This window comes from Arachidicoccus sp. BS20, from assembly GCF_001659705.1.
Classification (GTDB): domain Bacteria; phylum Bacteroidota; class Bacteroidia; order Chitinophagales; family Chitinophagaceae; genus Arachidicoccus.
Genome location: NZ_CP015971.1, coordinates 758149 through 775568, shown reverse-complemented (window position 1 = coordinate 775568; position 17420 = coordinate 758149). Strand labels below are relative to the sequence as shown.

Genomic DNA, 17420 nt, shown 5'->3' with positions numbered 1-17420 from the left:
CGCTTATGTTGAAGCAGGAAGCTATAAAAACGTGGAAATTATCCTTACCGATTATTCTGGGAGAAGTTACGCAAATGTCGCTGGGATTGATAGATTCCGCAATGGTGGGCGCTATCAGTTACAAACAGTTGGCGGCTGCGGCGTTGGTTAATAGTGTGCTTACGATTCCGTTTGTTTTCGGCATCGGGCTTACAATGTCTATTTCGCAAAAAGTAGCATTGGCACACGGCAGGAGAGACGGGCAACAGGTTTCGCATTATCTTTTTAATGGTTTCCTGTTGTGTACACTTGGTGCTGTTTTTATTTCACTTTGTTTGGAGTTTGGTAAAAATATTTTATATCATCTTGGTCAGGATGCAGATGTGGCGCGGCTTGCAGAGCCTTTTCTCAGAATTGTAAGCATTTCACTTATTCCATCGTTAATGTTTATCGCTTTGAAACAATTCACGGATGGACTCGAAAAAACGCGCACAGCCATGATGCTTTCATTACTGTCTATGCCTTTGAATGTATTTTTAAACTGGATGCTGATTTACGGGCATTTTGGTTTTCCGAGACTGGAGTTAGTGGGCGCTGCGCTTGGAACTTTAATTACACGAACTATTATTTTAGTTACACTTATTTTAATTGTCTGTTTTCATCCAACTTTTCGCAGGTATATTTTAGTAAGAAAAAATCAATGGAATATTCGTTGGCAAAGTATCAAAGATTTGCTTGGAATAGGTGTTCCAAGTGCGTTGCAGGCTGTGTTGGAAGCAGGAGCTTTCGCTGTTTCGGCAATTTTGGTTGGCACGCTTGGCGCAGTGTCGCAGGCAGCGCACCAGATTGCTTTGCAATGTGCTGCGCTTACGTTTATGGTTTCGCTTGGTCTAGCGCAGGGAAGTGCTATCCGCATAGGTAATGCTTTCGGTAGAAAAAATTGGGACGAAATAAACCATATCGGCAAGAGTACTTTTTATTCGGGATTGTTATATGGCTTGTGTTGCGCTATATTGTTTATTATCTTCAGAAAACAACTGTCGTTGATTTTTAATGCTGATGTGCATGTGGTTTTGCTTGCTTCGACGTTAATGATTTTTGCGGCTGTTTTTCAAATATCCGATGCTACGCAAGCCATAGCTGTCGGCTGTTTGCGGGGAATCAACGATGTAAAAGTGCCTACGATTTATATGGCAATTGCTTATTGGATAGTCGGCGTTCCTGCGGGTTGTTTACTGGCTTTTACGTTTCATTTTGGTGCATCGGGAATATGGGTGGGTTTTGTTATAGGCTTGAGCGCTGTTTCAATTTTGCTTAATAAAAGATTTAACAAAATGATTGCGAAAAAATTTTAACCATTTTCTCTGCATTCATGTTTAGATAGCTTTCGATATTTCTTATCTTCGTTTTCTTTGAAAGCTATTTGAATGAAGGCAAAGAGAATTTTTTCGCTATTATACTTATTGTTTCTTTCTTATGTCGTTTTCGGCATCCGGGTTTATCCGAGAATGGAAGTATTTAAAAATATTCATATAGGATATAACTTAAATATATTGAAGCGGTATAGTGATATTAATTCATTATACAAAGGGAAAAAAATCTTTGAGAATATCGATTTCTGGGGCAACATATTATTATTTGTACCAGTACCTTTTTGTCTTTCTGCATTATTTGGCATCAGCAAATGGAGTACTTTACTGCTGTATGGTTTTTTGTGCAGCGTAGCGATTGAAGTAGTGCAATTTATATTTAAAATAGGTTTTGCCGATATAAACGATGTGCTTACCAATACAATAGGAACGTTACTGGGTGTTTTGCCCGGAATATTGTGGGGAAAAACAAAGCAACAAAATAAGTCTCAAAACGGCAGAAATAGCTATAATTAACCATTACAGCCGCTTTGAAACTTACAGTTGAAATTTGTGATTAATGTTGCTCTTCATTCCGTTTTCTGCTCCATCTTCGGAAGTCGTTCCAATGATGAAATTCAGGGGTTACGTTTTTGTTCGCCGATTCTTCCGGTACAGAATAAAATCCGTTTTCTTCTACGGAAATGATTTTGTTGCGACCGGTTGTAGAATGCAAATAAATGTAGTCGCCTTTTTTGAGGAAAGGGTTTGATGAATACGAATTAGACATGGATTCATCCTTTTTGTTTCGTTTGAAAAAGAATACCATAACAAGTTAGTTTAGCCAAAGCTAAGTTATATTTAACTAATAGATGATAGTATGTGTTTTTTGTTTGAAAGCAGAGAATTAAAGTTAGTTAAGAAACGAATAAAATGGTGTGATTGTATTTTTGGTAACAATTTGTTCATCATAAGACTGCAAATGGTCATATGTGTTTTTGTATTATATGTGCATAAATCCGTGGGATTCATTTAGAAAGTTCTTTTACTAAAAAATATTTGCCGGCTTTCTATTTTTGTCTTTAGGAAATATTGTAACTTTCCTCAACAAAATTTTGTTCTCATGCCTAAAAATATTCTGCATTATACCAAAGGAAACCTTACTGTAATATGGCAGCCGAAATTGTGCCAACACAGTAAAATTTGCTGGCATGGTTTACGTGAAGTTTTTGACCCGTTTGTACGTCCGTGGATTAATATGGAGGGAGCCTCTGCCGAACGGATTGTGGAGCAGGTAACGCGCTGTCCAAGCGGTGCACTTACTTATGAAATTCATAAGGAAAGTGAAGTTCAAGAATAATTTTATTCTGTTTTAAAGTTATTAACAGGCTGCTGCGTAAATTAATTCTATTAACAATTAGAAAAAAGTTATAACTTGTCGTCTGAATAATCAACCTGAATCACATTATTAAAATTAAAAACAATCACAATGAAAAAGTACATTGCAGAGTTTATCGGTACATTTTGGTTAGTGCTGGGCGGTTGCGGAGCAGCCGTTTTTGCAGCCACATTTCCCAATACGGGTATCGGTTTTTTAGGCGTTGCGCTTGCATTTGGTCTTACTGTTTTAACAGGTGTTTATGCTTTGGGGCATATTTCTGGCGGGCATTTTAATCCTGCGGTATCGGTAGGTTTATGGCTGGGCGGTCGTTTCAGCGGTAAAGATTTGATTCCGTATATTGTTGCGCAGGTCTTGGGCGGCATTGCGGCAGCCGGCGTATTGTATTTGATTTTGTCCGGTAAGCCGGATTTTCTTGGTGTGGGCGATTTTGCCTGCAATGGTTACGGAGCTCATTCGCCTGGCGGATATTCCTTAACTGCATGCGCCATTTGCGAAGTGGTGCTTACATTTATGTTTCTTATTGTAATTATGGGCGCTACGCACAAAAATGCTGCAAACGGCTTTGCGGGTATTGCTATTGGTCTGGCGCTTACGCTTATTCATTTGATTAGTATTCCGGTAACTAATACATCTGTCAATCCGGCGAGAAGCCTTGGTGTTGCTGTGTTTCAGGGCGATTGGGCTTTGGGGCAGGTGTGGTTGTTTTGGGTTGCGCCGATTATAGGCGCCGCAATTGCAGGTGGCGTGTATCGGGTATTAGCACCGAATAAATAAAGATTAAAAGAAGTTTTTCTTTGATATAATAAACAGCCTGTGATTCAAATCACGGGCTGTTCGTTTTTCATTGGCTTGCTTTTTGTTTTATCCGAATCAAAAAGGTAATTATGTCGAAAATTTATTTTGCAATCATCGGTTATTTTGTATTGCTAAATATCTCGTCCTGTACAGCGCAGAAAGAAGCCGGCTCATCCTTTGAAAAACAAATATTGTATTACACCAACCGGTATCGCGCAGAACATAATTTGCAACCTGTAAAGTTGATTGATTTTATCAGCAAAGAAACTGCGCAGCATAGCCGCGATATGGCAAGTGGTCGCACGCCGTTTGGGCATGACGGCTTTCAGCAAAGAACCAATGATTTGCGTGCAAAACTTGGCGCAATTGCAACCGGAGAGAATGTCGCTTACGGAAAAATATCTGCCAAAGAAGTTGTTGATATTTGGATAAACAGTCCGCCGCACCGGAAAAATTTGCTCGGCAATTTTACAATGGTAGGTATTGGTATTGCGAAAAATAAAGACGGAATTTTGTTCTTTACGCAATTGTTTGCGAGATAAAAAATGCCACGAATACACAAATTTGTTGTTTTCTCTATTTGTGCATTCGTGGCAATAATTATTAAACTAAAATTTACTTACCAAATCTTCACTTGCTCTTCGGGTTTGCGATACATTTTATCGCCTGGTTGTACATTAAACGCTTTATAGAAAGGTTCAAAGTTCATCAACGGACCGAGTACACGCCATTGTGCAGGTGAATGCGGGTCTAAGTTAATGCGCTGGCGAATTTGTGCTTCGGTGTATTTACTTCTCCAGATTTGCGCAATGGACATAAAGAATCTTTGGTCAGGTGTATAACCATCAATCTTTGTGGTATCCTGACCTTCCTTTGTCATTTTAAATGCATCATAAGCAATGGCAACACCGCCAAAATCTGCGATATTTTCTCCTGTTGTGAGTTTGCCGTTTACATGCAAACTATCTAACATGGTAAAGCCATCATAAAGTTGTTGTATTTGTTTTACTTTCTCGTCAAACTTCGTTTTATCTTCTTTGCTCCACCAGTCGTGAATGTTGCCGTCTTTGTCGTACTGAGAACCCTGGTCGTCAAAACCGTGTGTCATTTCGTGCCCGATAACCATTCCGATGCCGCCGTAGTTTACTGCGTCATCGGCATCTTTGTCGAAGAAAGGATATTGCAAAATGCCCGCAGGAAAAACAATCTCGTTCATCGTTGGGTCGTAATAGGCGTTGATGGTCGGCGGTGTCATGCCCCAAAGTGTTTTATCAACCGGTTTGCCAAGTTGGGACATCATAAAATCAAAATTGTTTTTGTTAGCGGCAATTACATTTTCAAAATATTTGCTCTTGTCAATATCCACTTTGCTGTAATCGCGCCACTTGGAAGGATAACCGATTTTTCGGATAATCGCTTTTAGTTTATCCTGTGCAACAACTTTGGTAGAATCGCTCATCCAATCGAGCTTTTGAATACGGGCAGAAAATGCTTTTTCAAGATTGCTTACCAGTTCATCCATGCGTTGCTTTGCTTCCGGTGGGAAAAATTTTTCTACATATAATTGTCCTAATGCTTCGCCGAGATTCCCGTCTGTCATGGCTACAATGCGCTCCCAGCGTGGCTTTTGAACAGTTTGACCCGTTAATAGCATTGAATATTTGAATGCAGCATCTTCAAAAGGTTTGCTTAAAATACCTGCTGCTGAAGTAAGCGTTCTTGCTTTTAAATAAGTTTTCCATGTATCAATCGGCACGGAAGTCAGTAAAGTATTCAGCTTATCATAATAAGCGGGTTGTTCCAAATCAACGGAATCTATATGCGCGCCAATGGCATCAAAATATGCCGACCAACCGATATTTGGCTGCGATGCAATAATTTTTGCGACAGGAATTTTATTGTAGTTGCCGTTTACATCGCGCAGTTCCACTTTTGTTTTATGAGAGGTAGCTATTTCTTTTTCCAGATTATAAACAACGCTTGTATTTTTCGCAGCTGTAGCAGAATCTACACCTGTTAATTCAAACAAAGTGGTAAGATAATTTTTATAGGCATTTTGAATTGCAAGGGTAGGAGCATCGTTTTTAAAATAATAATCCCTGTCGGGTAATCCTATGCCCGTCTGATATAATATGGCAATATTCATTGCGCTGTTTTTTTGGTCGGCACCTACGCTAAAGCCAATCAGGGCGCCGCCGCCGTTCTTTTTACGTTCTGATACAAATTTCATCAATGACTTTACGTTATTGATGGAATCTATTTGTGCGAGAATGGGTTTTATCGGGTCGTAACCGCGCTTGTCAATCGTCGTTGTATCCATGCCGGAAGCATAGAAATCGCCTACTTTTTGTTCAATACTTCCGGTTTTACCGTCGTTCTTTTCGGCATTTTCCAATAGCACTTTTAGCTTGAGTTGCGTGTCGTCGTGCAGCTTGTTGAAACCACCGATAGCTGTTTTATCCCCGGGAATTTTTGCGGTGTCTAACCATTTGCCATTTACAAAACGATAAAAATTGTCGGAGGGTTTTGTTGCGCTGTCGATGTATTGCGTTTCAATAAAATGCTTTTGTGCCGTGTCGGACGAGCTGCCGCCGGTACACGCAGTCATGCCGCAAATCGCAGATGCCGCCATAACCGAGAGTGATACTTTATTCATTGTGAAATATTTTAAGTTAAGCAAGTTATGAAAATATTATTTATCTGTTCTTGAAAATGGATGAATGATATTTCATTTCTCTCATAAAAAATTTAATTTGAACTCTTTTAATGCCGTAACGTATTCCATTTTTCTTTAGCTTTAGCTTTTTATCAATCATTACATTTTAAACAAACAAATATGATGCAGCGCAGAAAATTTCTTCAGATGGGTTCGCTTGGCGCGGGCGGTTTTTTATTTTCCAAAAACTTGAAAGCAAACTTTAAAAATAATGCTGTAACTAAGCCTTTAGTGATTACGACATGGAACACCGGCATTGATGCAAATGTAGAAGCATGGAAAGTGTTAAGCACCGGGGGACGAGCATTAGACGCCGTAGAAAAAGGTGTAATGGTTACAGAATCGTCAATAAATTGTTGCGTAGGACTTGGCGCAAACCCTGACAGGGACGGCATTGTAACACTTGATGCTTCTATTATGGATGAACACGGAAATGCCGGCGCAGTGGCTGCAATTGAAAGAATCAAGCATCCGATTTCGGTAGCGCGTAAAGTAATGGAAAATACGCCGCACGTGTTGTTGGTGGGCGCCGGCGCGCAGGAATTTGCATTGTCGCAAGGCTTTCAGTTGGAACCTCAAAAACTCTCGCCCGATGCGGAAGCTGAGTATAAAAAATGGTTGAAGACATCAAAATATCAGCCTGTGATTAATATCGAAAAAGGTAAGAATGAGACAAAGGGACAAACTGCGTTTGCTCCAATGAAATTGTCTAACGGAGATTGGAATCACGATACCATAGGAATGTTAGCGATTGATGTAAACGGTAATCTCAGCGGAAGTTGTACCACGAGCGGCATGGGATTTAAAGTGCGCGGCAGAGTAGGAGATTCGCCGCTCATCGGCGCTGGTTTGTATGTGGACAATGAAATAGGCGCAGCAGTTTCCACAGGTCTTGGCGAAGAGGTAATAAAATCTGCCGGAACGTTTTTGATTGTTGAATTTATGCGGCAGGGGTATTCGCCGGAAGCCGCGTGTAAAGCCGCTGTGGAACGCATTGTAAAACGTACCGGAGTTGCCAAAGCGCATACTTACCAGGTGGCTTTTATTGCGCTGAATAAAAAAGGAGAAACCGGCGCTTTTTGTGTACAAAAAGGTTTTAATTACGCAGTTTATTCCAATGAAATTAATAACTTATTGTTTGATTCAAAATATTTGTACACCGATGGTGTAAGCTGATTTTTCTGCCCGCGAATTTGCGATGTGTATTATGCGGGCATGACAGTGCGGGAATATTAAATAATTGTTTCTTTGTATTTCCCAAATAAGTGAAGTCTATTTTTGTTAGCAATAAAATATAACAATACAATGACTTCAGAGAATTTACACTTGATGAAATCGACACCCATTATTCCACGTGATATCAGTTGGCTCAGTTTCAATGAGCGAGTGTTGCAAGAAGCAAACGACCCTTCTGTTCCTTTAAAAGAACGCATTAAGTTTCTCGCAATCCATTCAAATAATCTCGAAGAGTTTTTTCGTGTGCGTGTGGCGGCTTTGAAAAGAATGGTTGAGTTGAAAGGTAAGAATACCAACTTTCATTTTGAAGAACATCCACAGGCAATCATCGACCAGATTCAAACTATCGTGTTGCGTCAGCAGAATGAATTTGCAAGAATTTGGGAAGGCATTATCAAGGAAATGAGTAAGGAAAAAATTTTCCTCAGAGATATTCATGAACTCACACGCGCGCAAAAGAATTTTGTACACAAATATTTTGACGAAGAGGTCGCATCAAATGTAATTCCCTTGATGATTGAGGATTTACCCACATTACCTTATCTGCGTGATAAGAGCTTGTATCTCGGTGTCGTAATGAGCCGTCGCAAAGATGTGTACGAACAAAAATATGCGTTGATAGAGATTCCTGTTCATGCGTTGGGGCGCTTTGTAATTCTGCCCTCGAAGCCCGGAGAGCACGATATCATATTGATGGAAGATGTGATTCGTTTTAATCTTCCGATTATCTTTTCCTATTTCGGTTATGATACTTTTGATGCACATATTTTCAACGTAACCAAAGATGCAGAGTTTGATATCGACAATGATATTTCTACAACGCTTGTGCAAAAAATAGAAAAAGGAATTAAGAACAGGCGTAAAGGTAAAGCCGTTCGCTTTACTTATGACAAGGAAATGAATGCCGGCATTCTTGAGTACCTTATTCAGAAGCTGAATCTTACGCAAAAAGATAATATTATCCCCGGCGGGAAAATTCACAATTTCCGCCATTTTATGGACTTTCCGAATGTATTTCCGACTACGAAAAGAACACGTAAAAATACTTCTTTCATTCATCCTGAATTGGCAGATTCTCTGCGTGTAACCGACGTGGTGCTGCAAAAAGATGTGCTGCTGAGTTTTCCGTATCACTCTTTCGTTTCGGTTATCGATTTGTTGCGGGAAGCCGCGATGGACCCGGAAGTAATGAGCATCAGAATCACAGCGTACCGCTTGGCAAGTAATTCAAAAATCATCAATGCGTTAATCAACGCCGCCCGTAACGGGAAAGAGGTAATTGTAATGATGGAACTTCGTGCGCGCTTCGACGAAGAAGCTAATCTTGAATGGAAAACCAGACTGGAAGAAGAAGGCGTAAAAGTTTTAATAGGCATTCCGGATATGAAAGTTCATGCAAAAATTTGTGTGATAAAAAAACGTGTCAATAAAAAAATTATTGAATACGGTTTTGTGGCAACGGGAAATCTGAATGAAAAAACGGCACGTATTTATGCAGACCACATGCTGATGACTGCCAACAAAGGTGTAATGGCAGACATCAATAAAATTTTTAAATTTCTTACCACCGGAAAGCCGGAAAGAGTAGTAGATTTAAACAGTTGTAAAAAATTATTCGTGTGTCCCACAGGCATGCGCACGCATCTGATGGACCTGATTGATTATGAAATAAAGGAAGCCAAGGCAAAGCGTCCGGCAGAAATTATCATCAAATTAAACTCCATTAGCGACGATACTTTAATAAGAAAAATTTATGAAGCGGCGGCGGCAGGTGTTTCTGTAAAAATGGTCGTACGCGGCATTTATTGTGCGCATAGCGCCAGTAAAAAGTTTAAAAAAGATATTTTTGCGGTCAGCATTGTGGATGAGTACCTTGAGCACGCACGCGTACTGATTTTCTTTCATTCGGGAAAAGAGAAAACATTCATAGCTTCTGCCGACTGGATGGTGCGAAATCTTGACCACCGGGTCGAAGTAGCTGTTGAAATTACCAACAGGCATATCAAGAAAGAACTGCGGGAAATTATGAATATACAATTGAGTGATAACGTAAAAGCACGTATCTTGGACAATGATTTGTCAAACAGGTATGTGCAGGCAAACGGCAAGAAAAAGATTCGTTCACAGATAGAAATCTTTAATTACCTGAAGCAACAGGCGGTAACATATCGCAATAATCATCACGAGCCTAAAAGAATAAAAGGCGTGAAAGTTGCCGAAAACCTTGAGTCGAAAGCCGCGTTACTAAAAGAAAAGGTTATTAACTAAATTTTTAAACTATTGATGAAATTAGCAGGAATTGATATAGGAAGCAATGCGGCGCGTTTGTTGATTGTGGATGTGCAGAAAAAAGGCAGAAGCGAAATATCTTTTAATAAAGTAAATTTGGTAAGAGTGCCGCTGCGTCTTGGTTTTGATGTGTTTAAAGACGGCCGCATCAGCAAAGAAAAAAAACAAATGCTGCTTAATACAATGATGGCATTTAAAAATTTAATGAATGCTTATTCCGTAGAAGCCGTGAAAGCCTGTGCTACCAGTGCTATGCGCGATGCCAGCAATAGTAAACGCATCATCAATGAAGTGAAAAAAAAATCGGATATCGATATTGAAATTATTTCCGGCGACAAAGAAGCTACGCTGGTTTTTGAAACACACATTGCCGAAAAACTGGATAAGAAAAAATCGTATCTCTATATCGATGTAGGCGGCGGCAGCACGGAAGTCGATTTCTTTGTGGAAGGACAGCAGGTGTATCAAAAGTCATTCAATCTTGGAACCATAAGGTTGCTCCAGAGACAGGTAAAAGAAGCTGACTGGGAATCTGTAAAAAATGAAATCAGGAAAAATATTAAAAGCAAATTACCGGTAACAGCTATTGGTTCAGGCGGCAACATCAATAAAGTTTTTTCATTGAGTAAAACCAAAGACGGTTTGCCGCTCTCGTTGAAGCAATTGCGGGCTTATCATAAAAGTTTATCCGTATTATCCATCCCGCAACGCATGGCGAAATACGAATTAAAGCCCGACCGTGCGGACGTGATTGTGCCTGCGTTACAAATTTATATCAACATTATGCATTGGGCGCATACGAGCGAAATTATTGTGCCGAAAATCGGCGTAGCCGACGGATTGGTGCACGAATTATACAGTGAAATAACTCATAAAAAATAATTGACTTTGAGGCGTAGATTTTTATTTCTCTTTATTTGCTCTCTGAATATTTTTTTATTACAAGCGCAAGCACAACCTCACAGCGAGTTCCAGCTCATCAGCGATAATGATTCTTATACTTTGCAAGGCAAAGACGGATATTATACCAATGGCTTGCAACTGGTTTACAGATGGAAAAACTCCAAAGACGCATCATCAAAAACCATTCGTTCTATCGAACTTGGTCAGTTGATGTACAATGCAAAAAATGGCAGCTATAACGAATTGAGCGAGCTTGACCGTCCCGTAACAGCATTTCTATTTGTCGGATACAATCAAACAAATTTTACCCGGAGCGATAATGTATTAAGCTGGAGTGTTTCGGTTGGCACAATTGGTCCACCCGCATTTGGAAGACAAGTGCAGGAAGCAATTCACAGTACTTTGGGGATGTATAAACCTCGTGAATGGCAGTTTCAATTAAAGACCGAAGTAGGCGCGAACGGTTCATTTGAATGGTCGCCAAATGTGATTAAAAACAAAACTTGGTTTGATGTAAAACCTATTGCTGGCGGAACTTTAGGAAATACTTTTACGGATGTAAATGCAGGCGCAGCAATACTTCTGGGGGAATTTAATAACAATTCAAATTCTGTTTTCTGGAATGCAAACCTGAATAGCAATCAAAAAGAATCATTCTTTTATCTGTATCCGCAACTTGTTGTGAAGGCTTATGATGCAACTGTGCAAGGCGGAATGTTTATAAAAGATAAAGGTGAATATGTTGGTAAACTAAATCGTACGTTATTTCGTCCGCAAATGGGTTGGATGTATGCAAATAAAGGTTTTCTGATGAATCTTGCATTGACTTATGAAAATAAAGAATCGCTTACACAAATTAAAACACAGTTGTACGGAACTATCTCTTTTGGTTTTACTTGGTAAATCTTTGCACATCGGCTTCAGCATCAATTTTTGCATCATGTAAAAGATGTCGTGTCAATTGATTCGCATAAAAAGGTGCAAGCGTGCAACCTTTTGTTCCCATGCCGTTAAGAATCCCAATTTGCGGATAAGCTGTGTGTAAACCTACAAATGGTCTGCGTTCTGTGTTGGCGGGTCTTAATCCTGCAAAGTGTTCTTGAATGTTGTAAGCGACTTTTAAATAATTTTGCAAATAAGTTTCCACTTTATTTTTAAAGTTATTTGTAGGTAAATCATTATCATAATTCCATTCGTACGTCGAGCCAATCCAGAACAAATCATTTTCTTTCCAGGGAACAATGCTGAAACCTTGTTTGTAAATAAAATCTCTTGGTAAATCGGGAATAGAAACAATTAGAGCTTCGCCTTTGTTTAATGCAAATGGCAAATGTTTGAAGTAATTATTGTACACGGAAGAAATGCCGTCGCAAAAGATTATTTTCTTTGCCGTAATATTTTTATATACAACAAAATCATCTTTTAATAATAGTTTGTTTTCGCTGAAAGCCTCTGTTTGTAAGCGTTTCAATTCGTGCAGATAATTTCGCCAGCCAATTAATAAATCGATTAAATTGATGCAATACGCCGGAAAAATTTCGCCAATACCGAAATTGAAATGAAAATATTGTTGCCAAAAAATCTCATTGTTGCAAGGTTGAATGTAATCGTGTTGCACATCATTCAATCTTTTTTCAAAAGCGTTGCGCATTTGTTCCGTTGTGTGAATATCGAGGACGCTGCATTGATTAATGATATTTTGAAGCTTAATCTCCGCTGCAATTTTATGATAAGCATTCCACGCAAAAGGCATCAATTCGTCAATCTTCCAGGTCTTTACAATTCGTCTGCCCGTAACAGGATTTATGACACCACTTGCAATGCGCGAGGCGCGGTTCGGTTTCTGTTTGTCAATCACTAAAACAGATTGATCTTCCTGCATTAAATAATAACTCAGGAATGTGCCGCAAATGCCTTGCCCAACGATGATATAGTCGTATTGAGAATTGATGATTGTGCCGGTAGTGAAGAAATTCTGTTATCAAATTGCCTGTTCTTCCGAGAACTGCATTTGATGCAATTTAGCATAAAATCCGTTTTGTGCGAGCAGCTCTTCATGGTTGCCTGTCTCTTTTATTTCTCCTTTGTCGAGAACAATAATTTTGTTGGCTTTGCGAATGGTCGATAACCTGTGGGCAATTACAATAGAGGTTCTTCCGGAAATTAATTTATCAATTGCGTGTTGCACCAGCATTTCGCTTTCGGAATCGATGGATGAAGTGGCTTCGTCCAGCACTAAAATCGACGGATTGTAAAGCAATGCGCGGATAAATGAAATCAATTGCCTTTGTCCCAAACTCAGCGAACTTCCACGTTCCATGACCTTAAAATCGTAACCGCCGGGCAGCTTCATAATAAAGTCGTGAACGCCAATCATTTTTGCAGTTTCAATTACCTGTTCTCTCGTAACATCTGAATTGCGCAGCGTAATATTATCGATGATAGAACCCGAAAACAAAAAGACATCCTGCAACACTACGCCAATGTTTTTGCGCAGCGTATCGGTATTGAAATCTTTGATATTTACGTCATCGATTTTTATTTCGCCCTGCTGAATTTCGTACAGCCTGTTCAGTAAACTGATGATAGAAGTTTTACCGCTTCCGGTATGTCCCACAAGTGCAACGGTTTCGCCTTGCTTAATGTGGAAGTCCACATCTTTCAATACATAATGCTGCTCTGAATAAGCAAACCATACATGATTAAAATCCACACGCCCCGCTAATTTTCCGGGATTGTATGCGTCCGGCGCAGCCGATGGAAGCACGTCATCAATTTCCATTATTTTGAATACGCGCTCTGCTGCAATCATACCCATTTGGATGGTGTTGAACTTATCGGCAATGACGCGCAAAGGACGGAAAATCTGGTTGAGATAAAGCATGAAAGAAATAAGCAAGCCGGCGTCTAATTTTCTATCGGAAACATACCAAATCAATATGCCGGTACTTACCGCCAAAATCAATTCGACCACAGGGAAAAAGATGGAATAAGCATAATTTGCCGCAATGTTTGCATTACGATGCTCTTTGTTGATGGCTTTGAATTTTTCCTCTTCCCTTTTTTCCGCGGCAAATGCCTGCACAATGGCGATGCCCGAGATATGCTCCTGTACAAAAGCATTCAGAGCGGCAACTGCATTGCGCACGCGGGTATAACTTTTGTTCACACTTTCTTTGAAATAGTAGGTGGCAACGATTAAAAATGGAAAAGGAATAATACATATTAATGCCAGCTTCCAGTTAATCCAGAACATGGTAACCAATGTGATGATAATGGAAAGCAAATCTGCCAGTATAGGAATAAAGCCGTCGGAAAACATATCATTGATACGTTCCACATCGTCAATGGTGCGCGTAGTGAGCGTTCCGATAGGCGTGCGGTCGAATTGCCGTAAATTGAGACTACTGATTTTTTGATAAACGTTGACGCGCAGATTCCGCACTACACTTTGCCCAAGCCATGACGTAATAAATGTGAATATAAACCGCGCAGCTGTCTCAATGAAAATAAATGCAATCTGAAACACTGTTATGGATACAATAAACTTGGCGACATCGTTCAGGTTGTCATTGGATATGAACCAATGCAGCCACTGCGGAACCGCAGCGCTTTTGCCTGTAGCTCTGTCGATAGTTACCTGTATAAGGTACGGACGTACCGGCGTGAAAAAGCCGAGTATGACAGCCAATGCAAGACTGCACAAAAACTGTGTTCTGTACGGCTTTACATAACCAAATACTTTTTTGAAAAGGGATAAATCAAACTTTGTTTTCTTCGTGTTCTTACTCATTTGCGAGTGCAAAGATAAGCATCAAAGAATAATCGTTTGTCAACATTTAGTAAACATTAAGCTCTTTCATCCGGTATGCTATAGCTATGGCAAGGAAAAGATTCTTGCAAAGAATCTGCAAATAAAACTAAGTCTGAATTTCTGAGTCTGAAAACTTGTGTACGAATGTGTGGGATGTAAATTAAAGCCCTAAAACCAGGCAGGCAATTAATTCAGTATCGGAATGATGATTTTATCAAACTCTTTTTTTCCTTCCTCTGTGAAATGGGGGAAGAGTAAGCCCCATAAAGCTTTCTTGTAAAGTGTAGCGCTTACCGGTTTGCCGCGTAATAATTGTTGCGGTATCCAAAAATCAATGGATAAGAATAGGGATTGTGCAAGCAAGTCGTGCTCGCCGGGATAGGATTCCTGTTTTATAATGCCGCGTTGAATATTGTACTTGATTCTTTTTTTTAACTGTAACAATATCTTATTATTCAATGCCGCCCACTCTTTTTTGATGTCGGGATAAGTGCGTTCTATTTCCCAAATATTGTTGATATAAAAAATATTTTCGTTGAGAAATGTAAATAAGTCGGAGAATTGTTTGTCGAAATCGGATAAGTCGGGGTAAACCAAATAAGCTGATAATATTTCCGAAAGTTCATATAAAAGAGCATCGTAAACGGCGCTCACAATAGCTTCTTTATTTTTGTAATGATAGGCAAGATTGCCTACGCTAATGCCCACCTCGTCAGCAATTTGTTGCAGGCGCACATTGGCAATACCGTATTGAAAAAACAGGCGTTCAGATGTTTTTATTATCCTCTGTTTAGTTGCCGTCATGTTCAGCTTAGATTTACTACAATAGATTTTTCGTTAATAATCATGGTGCCGCGCTGGTCTTTTGCTGCCAGCCTGCGCATATAATGAGCTGTTACTTCAGCTTTCTTAAAAGATGCGAAATTAGTAATTTTTCGTTTTATCAGTTTAAGTGGCTGCAAATAGTGGGCAAATACAAGGCATACGTCCCATGCTCCATGCCTGCGTTCTATATTTTCAATCACGGCAGTATCCTGCAACCAAAAATCATCCAGAATAAAACCGGTATCGGAAAGCGCGCCAGCTTTATCGGTTGAGTATAAATTTTCGATGAAGCTTAGCATGGCTTCATACGCCAATTCGTCTATGATGATATGCTTCGGCACAGAAGTGTTTAGAAAAATTTTTCTAAAGGTAAAGCATTTGCGCCGGAATATTTGCCGGGCGACAATTTTTTACAATTAAGTGAAAGTGGGAGCATTTCTTCGAAGTATTTTGTGTATAGAGTGTTTGGATGTTTTGTTATATCTTTCGGAATATTTTTTACAGAAATATAAAATCAATGAGAGTAATATTCTTGTCTTGTCTTTTATCTGTTATATTGATTCGTTGTGCCGCTCAGGAGAAAACGCCTACGCCGCAGTGGCGTCCCGTTTACCATTTTACACCGGAAAAAACGTGGACAAACGACCCTAACGGATTGTTCTATTTTGATGGATTTTTTCATTTGTATTTTCAAAATAATCCTTTTGATAATGTGTGGGGGCACATGAGCTGGGGGCACGCCGTGAGTAAAGATTTGGTTCACTGGCAACACCTTCCGGTAGCTATTCCCGAAGTGGTAAAGAAGGATTCTGTTATTTCTATTTTTTCGGGTTCGGCTGTTGTGGACAGTCATAACTCAAGCGGATTTTCTAAAAACGGAGAATCGCCTCTTGTGGCAATTTTTACCGGCGATTTGCCAAAGCAGAAGAAAGAAGCACAATACATAGCTTACAGTAATGATACCGGGAAAACATTTTCTTTTTATACGGGAAATCCTGTGATAGATTTAAACAGAGCTGACTTTCGCGACCCGAATGTTTTTTGGTACGAGCCTGCCAAAGAATGGGTAATGACGGTATCGTTGGTACATGAACACAAGATTAGGCTTTATGGTTCAAAAGACCTTAAAGCATGGACTATATTGAGCGATTTCGGTCCCGCAGGATATACCGGGCACGATTGGGAATGTCCGTTTTTAGTTCCGCTTCCGGTTAATGGAAATTCATCGAAAATAAAATGGGTATTATTTGTTTCGTGCTGGGGGGATAAAGCGCCGTACATACAATATTTTACAGGCGACTTTGACGGTAAGAATTTTCACAATGATAATTCAAACAAGCAGATATTGACTGTGGATAATGGAGATTGTTTTTATGCCGCTATTCCGTGGAGGCTCGAACATAATCAACAAATTTTAATAGGCTGGTTGGTTCCGGGTAATACAGCAACCAATCCCTGGCGTGGGCAAATGTCCATACCAAGAGATTTATCTTTACGTAACACGAATGAAGGGCTCCGGCTTTTTCAGCAACCGGCATCTATCATTCGCAAAACTCTATCCGCTTTGTCTGCCGGAAGAAATAATACCTGGAAGCATATCAGGATAAACAACAAAATATTAATGCCGACAGGAATAGAAAAATATACGGGAAATGCTTATTGGGCAGAAGCAACTTTTGATGTAAAGAAGACATCCAAAGCCGGTATAAATATCGCCGAAGATACTACGAACAATCACAAAATTGCCGTAGGATATGATGTGAATAAACAATTGTTGTATATCGATTTCGGAGTTGCGGGAAAGAGATACAAATCTGTTGAAAATATATTGCAGACGGCGCCTTTAAAATCTATAAACGGCAAAGTAAAAATTCAGATATTACTGGATAAATCGTCCCTTGAAGTATTTGGCAATGATGGAGAAAAAGTGATAAGTGCCATGTTGTACCCAACAGCAAATGAAACGGGAATTTCACTGTTTTCGGAAGGAAAGGCTACTGTTGAACGGTTGTCGTTGTGGGATTTAAATAGAACGGGAGAGAAGTAATTTTTTAGGTAATACTAAGTCCCGAACGTTCTGTTATTGTCGCAAATGCGCTCCATCTGTAGCCC

At 39.7% G+C, this 17420-nt stretch carries 16 protein-coding genes; 10 read left to right on the top strand and 6 right to left on the bottom strand.

All coding sequences use genetic code 11. The annotated features are described in order from the left end of the window. Positions 1-5: 5 nt before the first annotated feature. Positions 6-1334: an MATE family efflux transporter gene (locus A9P82_RS03570; RefSeq protein WP_066204254.1), complete on the top strand. Its 1329-nt coding sequence runs from the start codon at positions 6-8 to the stop codon at positions 1332-1334. A 72-nt stretch (positions 1335-1406) separates the two neighbouring features. Beyond that, entirely contained in the window at positions 1407-1865 is a 459-nt protein-coding gene (locus tag A9P82_RS03565) for a VanZ family protein (RefSeq protein ID WP_082915202.1), read from the top strand. A gap of 40 nt (positions 1866-1905) precedes the next feature. Here the strand turns inward: A9P82_RS03565 and A9P82_RS03560 are convergent, their stop codons facing one another. Beyond that, complete coding sequence (locus A9P82_RS03560; protein ID WP_066204250.1) at positions 1906-2118, bottom strand: hypothetical protein; 213 nt, start codon at positions 2116-2118, stop codon at positions 1906-1908. Positions 2119-2451: 333 nt separating this feature from the next. On the opposite strand from A9P82_RS03560, the gene A9P82_RS03555 reads away from it, so the two are divergent. The 3 genes from A9P82_RS03555 to A9P82_RS03545 all read left to right on the top strand — a co-directional run bounded on the left by A9P82_RS03555 (position 2452) and on the right by A9P82_RS03545 (position 4067). Further along, positions 2452-2688, top strand: coding sequence for a (4Fe-4S)-binding protein (locus A9P82_RS03555; RefSeq protein WP_066204249.1), 237 nt, complete (start codon positions 2452-2454; stop codon positions 2686-2688). A gap of 129 nt (positions 2689-2817) precedes the next feature. After that, entirely contained in the window at positions 2818-3504 is a 687-nt protein-coding gene (gene aqpZ, locus A9P82_RS03550; RefSeq protein WP_066204247.1) for an aquaporin Z, read from the top strand. Between the two features lie 110 nt (positions 3505-3614). Further along, on the top strand, positions 3615-4067 hold the full coding sequence (locus A9P82_RS03545) for a CAP domain-containing protein (RefSeq protein WP_066204245.1): 453 nt from the start codon (positions 3615-3617) through the stop codon (positions 4065-4067). A gap of 77 nt (positions 4068-4144) precedes the next feature. Here the strand turns inward: A9P82_RS03545 and A9P82_RS03540 are convergent, their stop codons facing one another. Continuing rightward, positions 4145-6181 carry a M13 family metallopeptidase gene (locus tag A9P82_RS03540; RefSeq protein ID WP_082915201.1) on the bottom strand — a complete coding sequence of 679 codons (2037 nt, stop codon included), beginning with the start codon at positions 6179-6181 and terminating at the stop codon, positions 4145-4147. A gap of 180 nt (positions 6182-6361) precedes the next feature. On the opposite strand from A9P82_RS03540, the gene A9P82_RS03535 reads away from it, so the two are divergent. The 4 genes from A9P82_RS03535 to A9P82_RS03520 all read left to right on the top strand — a co-directional run bounded on the left by A9P82_RS03535 (position 6362) and on the right by A9P82_RS03520 (position 11572). Further along, positions 6362-7417, top strand: a complete 1056-nt coding sequence (locus A9P82_RS03535; protein ID WP_066204243.1) for an isoaspartyl peptidase/L-asparaginase family protein — start codon at positions 6362-6364, stop codon at positions 7415-7417. Between the two features lie 153 nt (positions 7418-7570). Beyond that, the gene (gene ppk1 / locus A9P82_RS03530; protein ID WP_082915388.1) at positions 7571-9745 is read left to right on the top strand and encodes a polyphosphate kinase 1; all 2175 of its coding nucleotides are present in this window, start codon (positions 7571-7573) and stop codon (positions 9743-9745) included. A 15-nt stretch (positions 9746-9760) separates the two neighbouring features. Then, the gene (locus tag A9P82_RS03525) at positions 9761-10648 is read left to right on the top strand and encodes a Ppx/GppA phosphatase family protein (protein WP_066204239.1); all 888 of its coding nucleotides are present in this window, start codon (positions 9761-9763) and stop codon (positions 10646-10648) included. Positions 10649-10654: 6 nt separating this feature from the next. Continuing rightward, on the top strand, positions 10655-11572 hold the full coding sequence (locus A9P82_RS03520; protein WP_197492230.1) for a lipid A deacylase LpxR family protein: 918 nt from the start codon (positions 10655-10657) through the stop codon (positions 11570-11572). On the opposite strand, the gene A9P82_RS03515 is transcribed toward A9P82_RS03520, so the two are convergent. The 4 genes from A9P82_RS03515 to A9P82_RS03500 form a co-directional block, all read right to left on the bottom strand. Beyond that, a complete protein-coding gene (locus A9P82_RS03515) occupies positions 11562-12596 on the bottom strand; it encodes an NAD(P)/FAD-dependent oxidoreductase (RefSeq protein ID WP_255364077.1) in 1035 nt (344 codons plus the stop codon). The two genes, A9P82_RS03520 and A9P82_RS03515, sit on opposite strands and share 11 nt — an antisense overlap. A 54-nt stretch (positions 12597-12650) precedes the next feature. Continuing rightward, positions 12651-14462 carry an ABC transporter ATP-binding protein gene (locus A9P82_RS03510; RefSeq protein ID WP_066204234.1) on the bottom strand — a complete coding sequence of 604 codons (1812 nt, stop codon included), beginning with the start codon at positions 14460-14462 and terminating at the stop codon, positions 12651-12653. 207 nt (positions 14463-14669) lie between these two features. Then, complete coding sequence (locus A9P82_RS03505) at positions 14670-15287, bottom strand: TetR/AcrR family transcriptional regulator (protein WP_066204232.1); 618 nt, start codon at positions 15285-15287, stop codon at positions 14670-14672. A gap of 2 nt (positions 15288-15289) precedes the next feature. Beyond that, positions 15290-15649, bottom strand: a complete 360-nt coding sequence (locus A9P82_RS03500; protein WP_082915200.1) for a hypothetical protein — start codon at positions 15647-15649, stop codon at positions 15290-15292. 176 nt (positions 15650-15825) lie between these two features. Here A9P82_RS03500 and A9P82_RS03495 point away from each other — a divergent pair, with 176 nt between their 5' ends. Next, positions 15826-17355 carry a glycoside hydrolase family 32 protein gene (locus A9P82_RS03495; protein ID WP_066204230.1) on the top strand — a complete coding sequence of 510 codons (1530 nt, stop codon included), beginning with the start codon at positions 15826-15828 and terminating at the stop codon, positions 17353-17355. Positions 17356-17420 lie beyond the last annotated feature (65 nt).

Coding starts and splice junctions, on each gene's coding strand:
- A9P82_RS03535 (WP_066204243.1), top strand. CDS start 6,362: ATGATGCAGCGCAGAAAATTTCTTCAGATGGGTTCGCTTGGCGCGGGC.
- ppk1 (WP_082915388.1), top strand. CDS start 7,571: ATGAAATCGACACCCATTATTCCACGTGATATCAGTTGGCTCAGTTTC.
- A9P82_RS03540 (WP_082915201.1), bottom strand. CDS start 6,181: ATGAATAAAGTATCACTCTCGGTTATGGCGGCATCTGCGATTTGCGGC.
- A9P82_RS03525 (WP_066204239.1), top strand. CDS start 9,761: ATGAAATTAGCAGGAATTGATATAGGAAGCAATGCGGCGCGTTTGTTG.
- A9P82_RS03510 (WP_066204234.1), bottom strand. CDS start 14,462: ATGAGTAAGAACACGAAGAAAACAAAGTTTGATTTATCCCTTTTCAAA.
- A9P82_RS03565 (WP_082915202.1), top strand. CDS start 1,407: ATGAAGGCAAAGAGAATTTTTTCGCTATTATACTTATTGTTTCTTTCT.
- A9P82_RS03555 (WP_066204249.1), top strand. CDS start 2,452: ATGCCTAAAAATATTCTGCATTATACCAAAGGAAACCTTACTGTAATA.
- A9P82_RS03545 (WP_066204245.1), top strand. CDS start 3,615: ATGTCGAAAATTTATTTTGCAATCATCGGTTATTTTGTATTGCTAAAT.
- A9P82_RS03505 (WP_066204232.1), bottom strand. CDS start 15,287: ATGACGGCAACTAAACAGAGGATAATAAAAACATCTGAACGCCTGTTT.
- A9P82_RS03495 (WP_066204230.1), top strand. CDS start 15,826: ATGAGAGTAATATTCTTGTCTTGTCTTTTATCTGTTATATTGATTCGT.
- aqpZ (WP_066204247.1), top strand. CDS start 2,818: ATGAAAAAGTACATTGCAGAGTTTATCGGTACATTTTGGTTAGTGCTG.
- A9P82_RS03560 (WP_066204250.1), bottom strand. CDS start 2,118: ATGTCTAATTCGTATTCATCAAACCCTTTCCTCAAAAAAGGCGACTAC.
- A9P82_RS03570 (WP_066204254.1), top strand. CDS start 6: ATGTTGAAGCAGGAAGCTATAAAAACGTGGAAATTATCCTTACCGATT.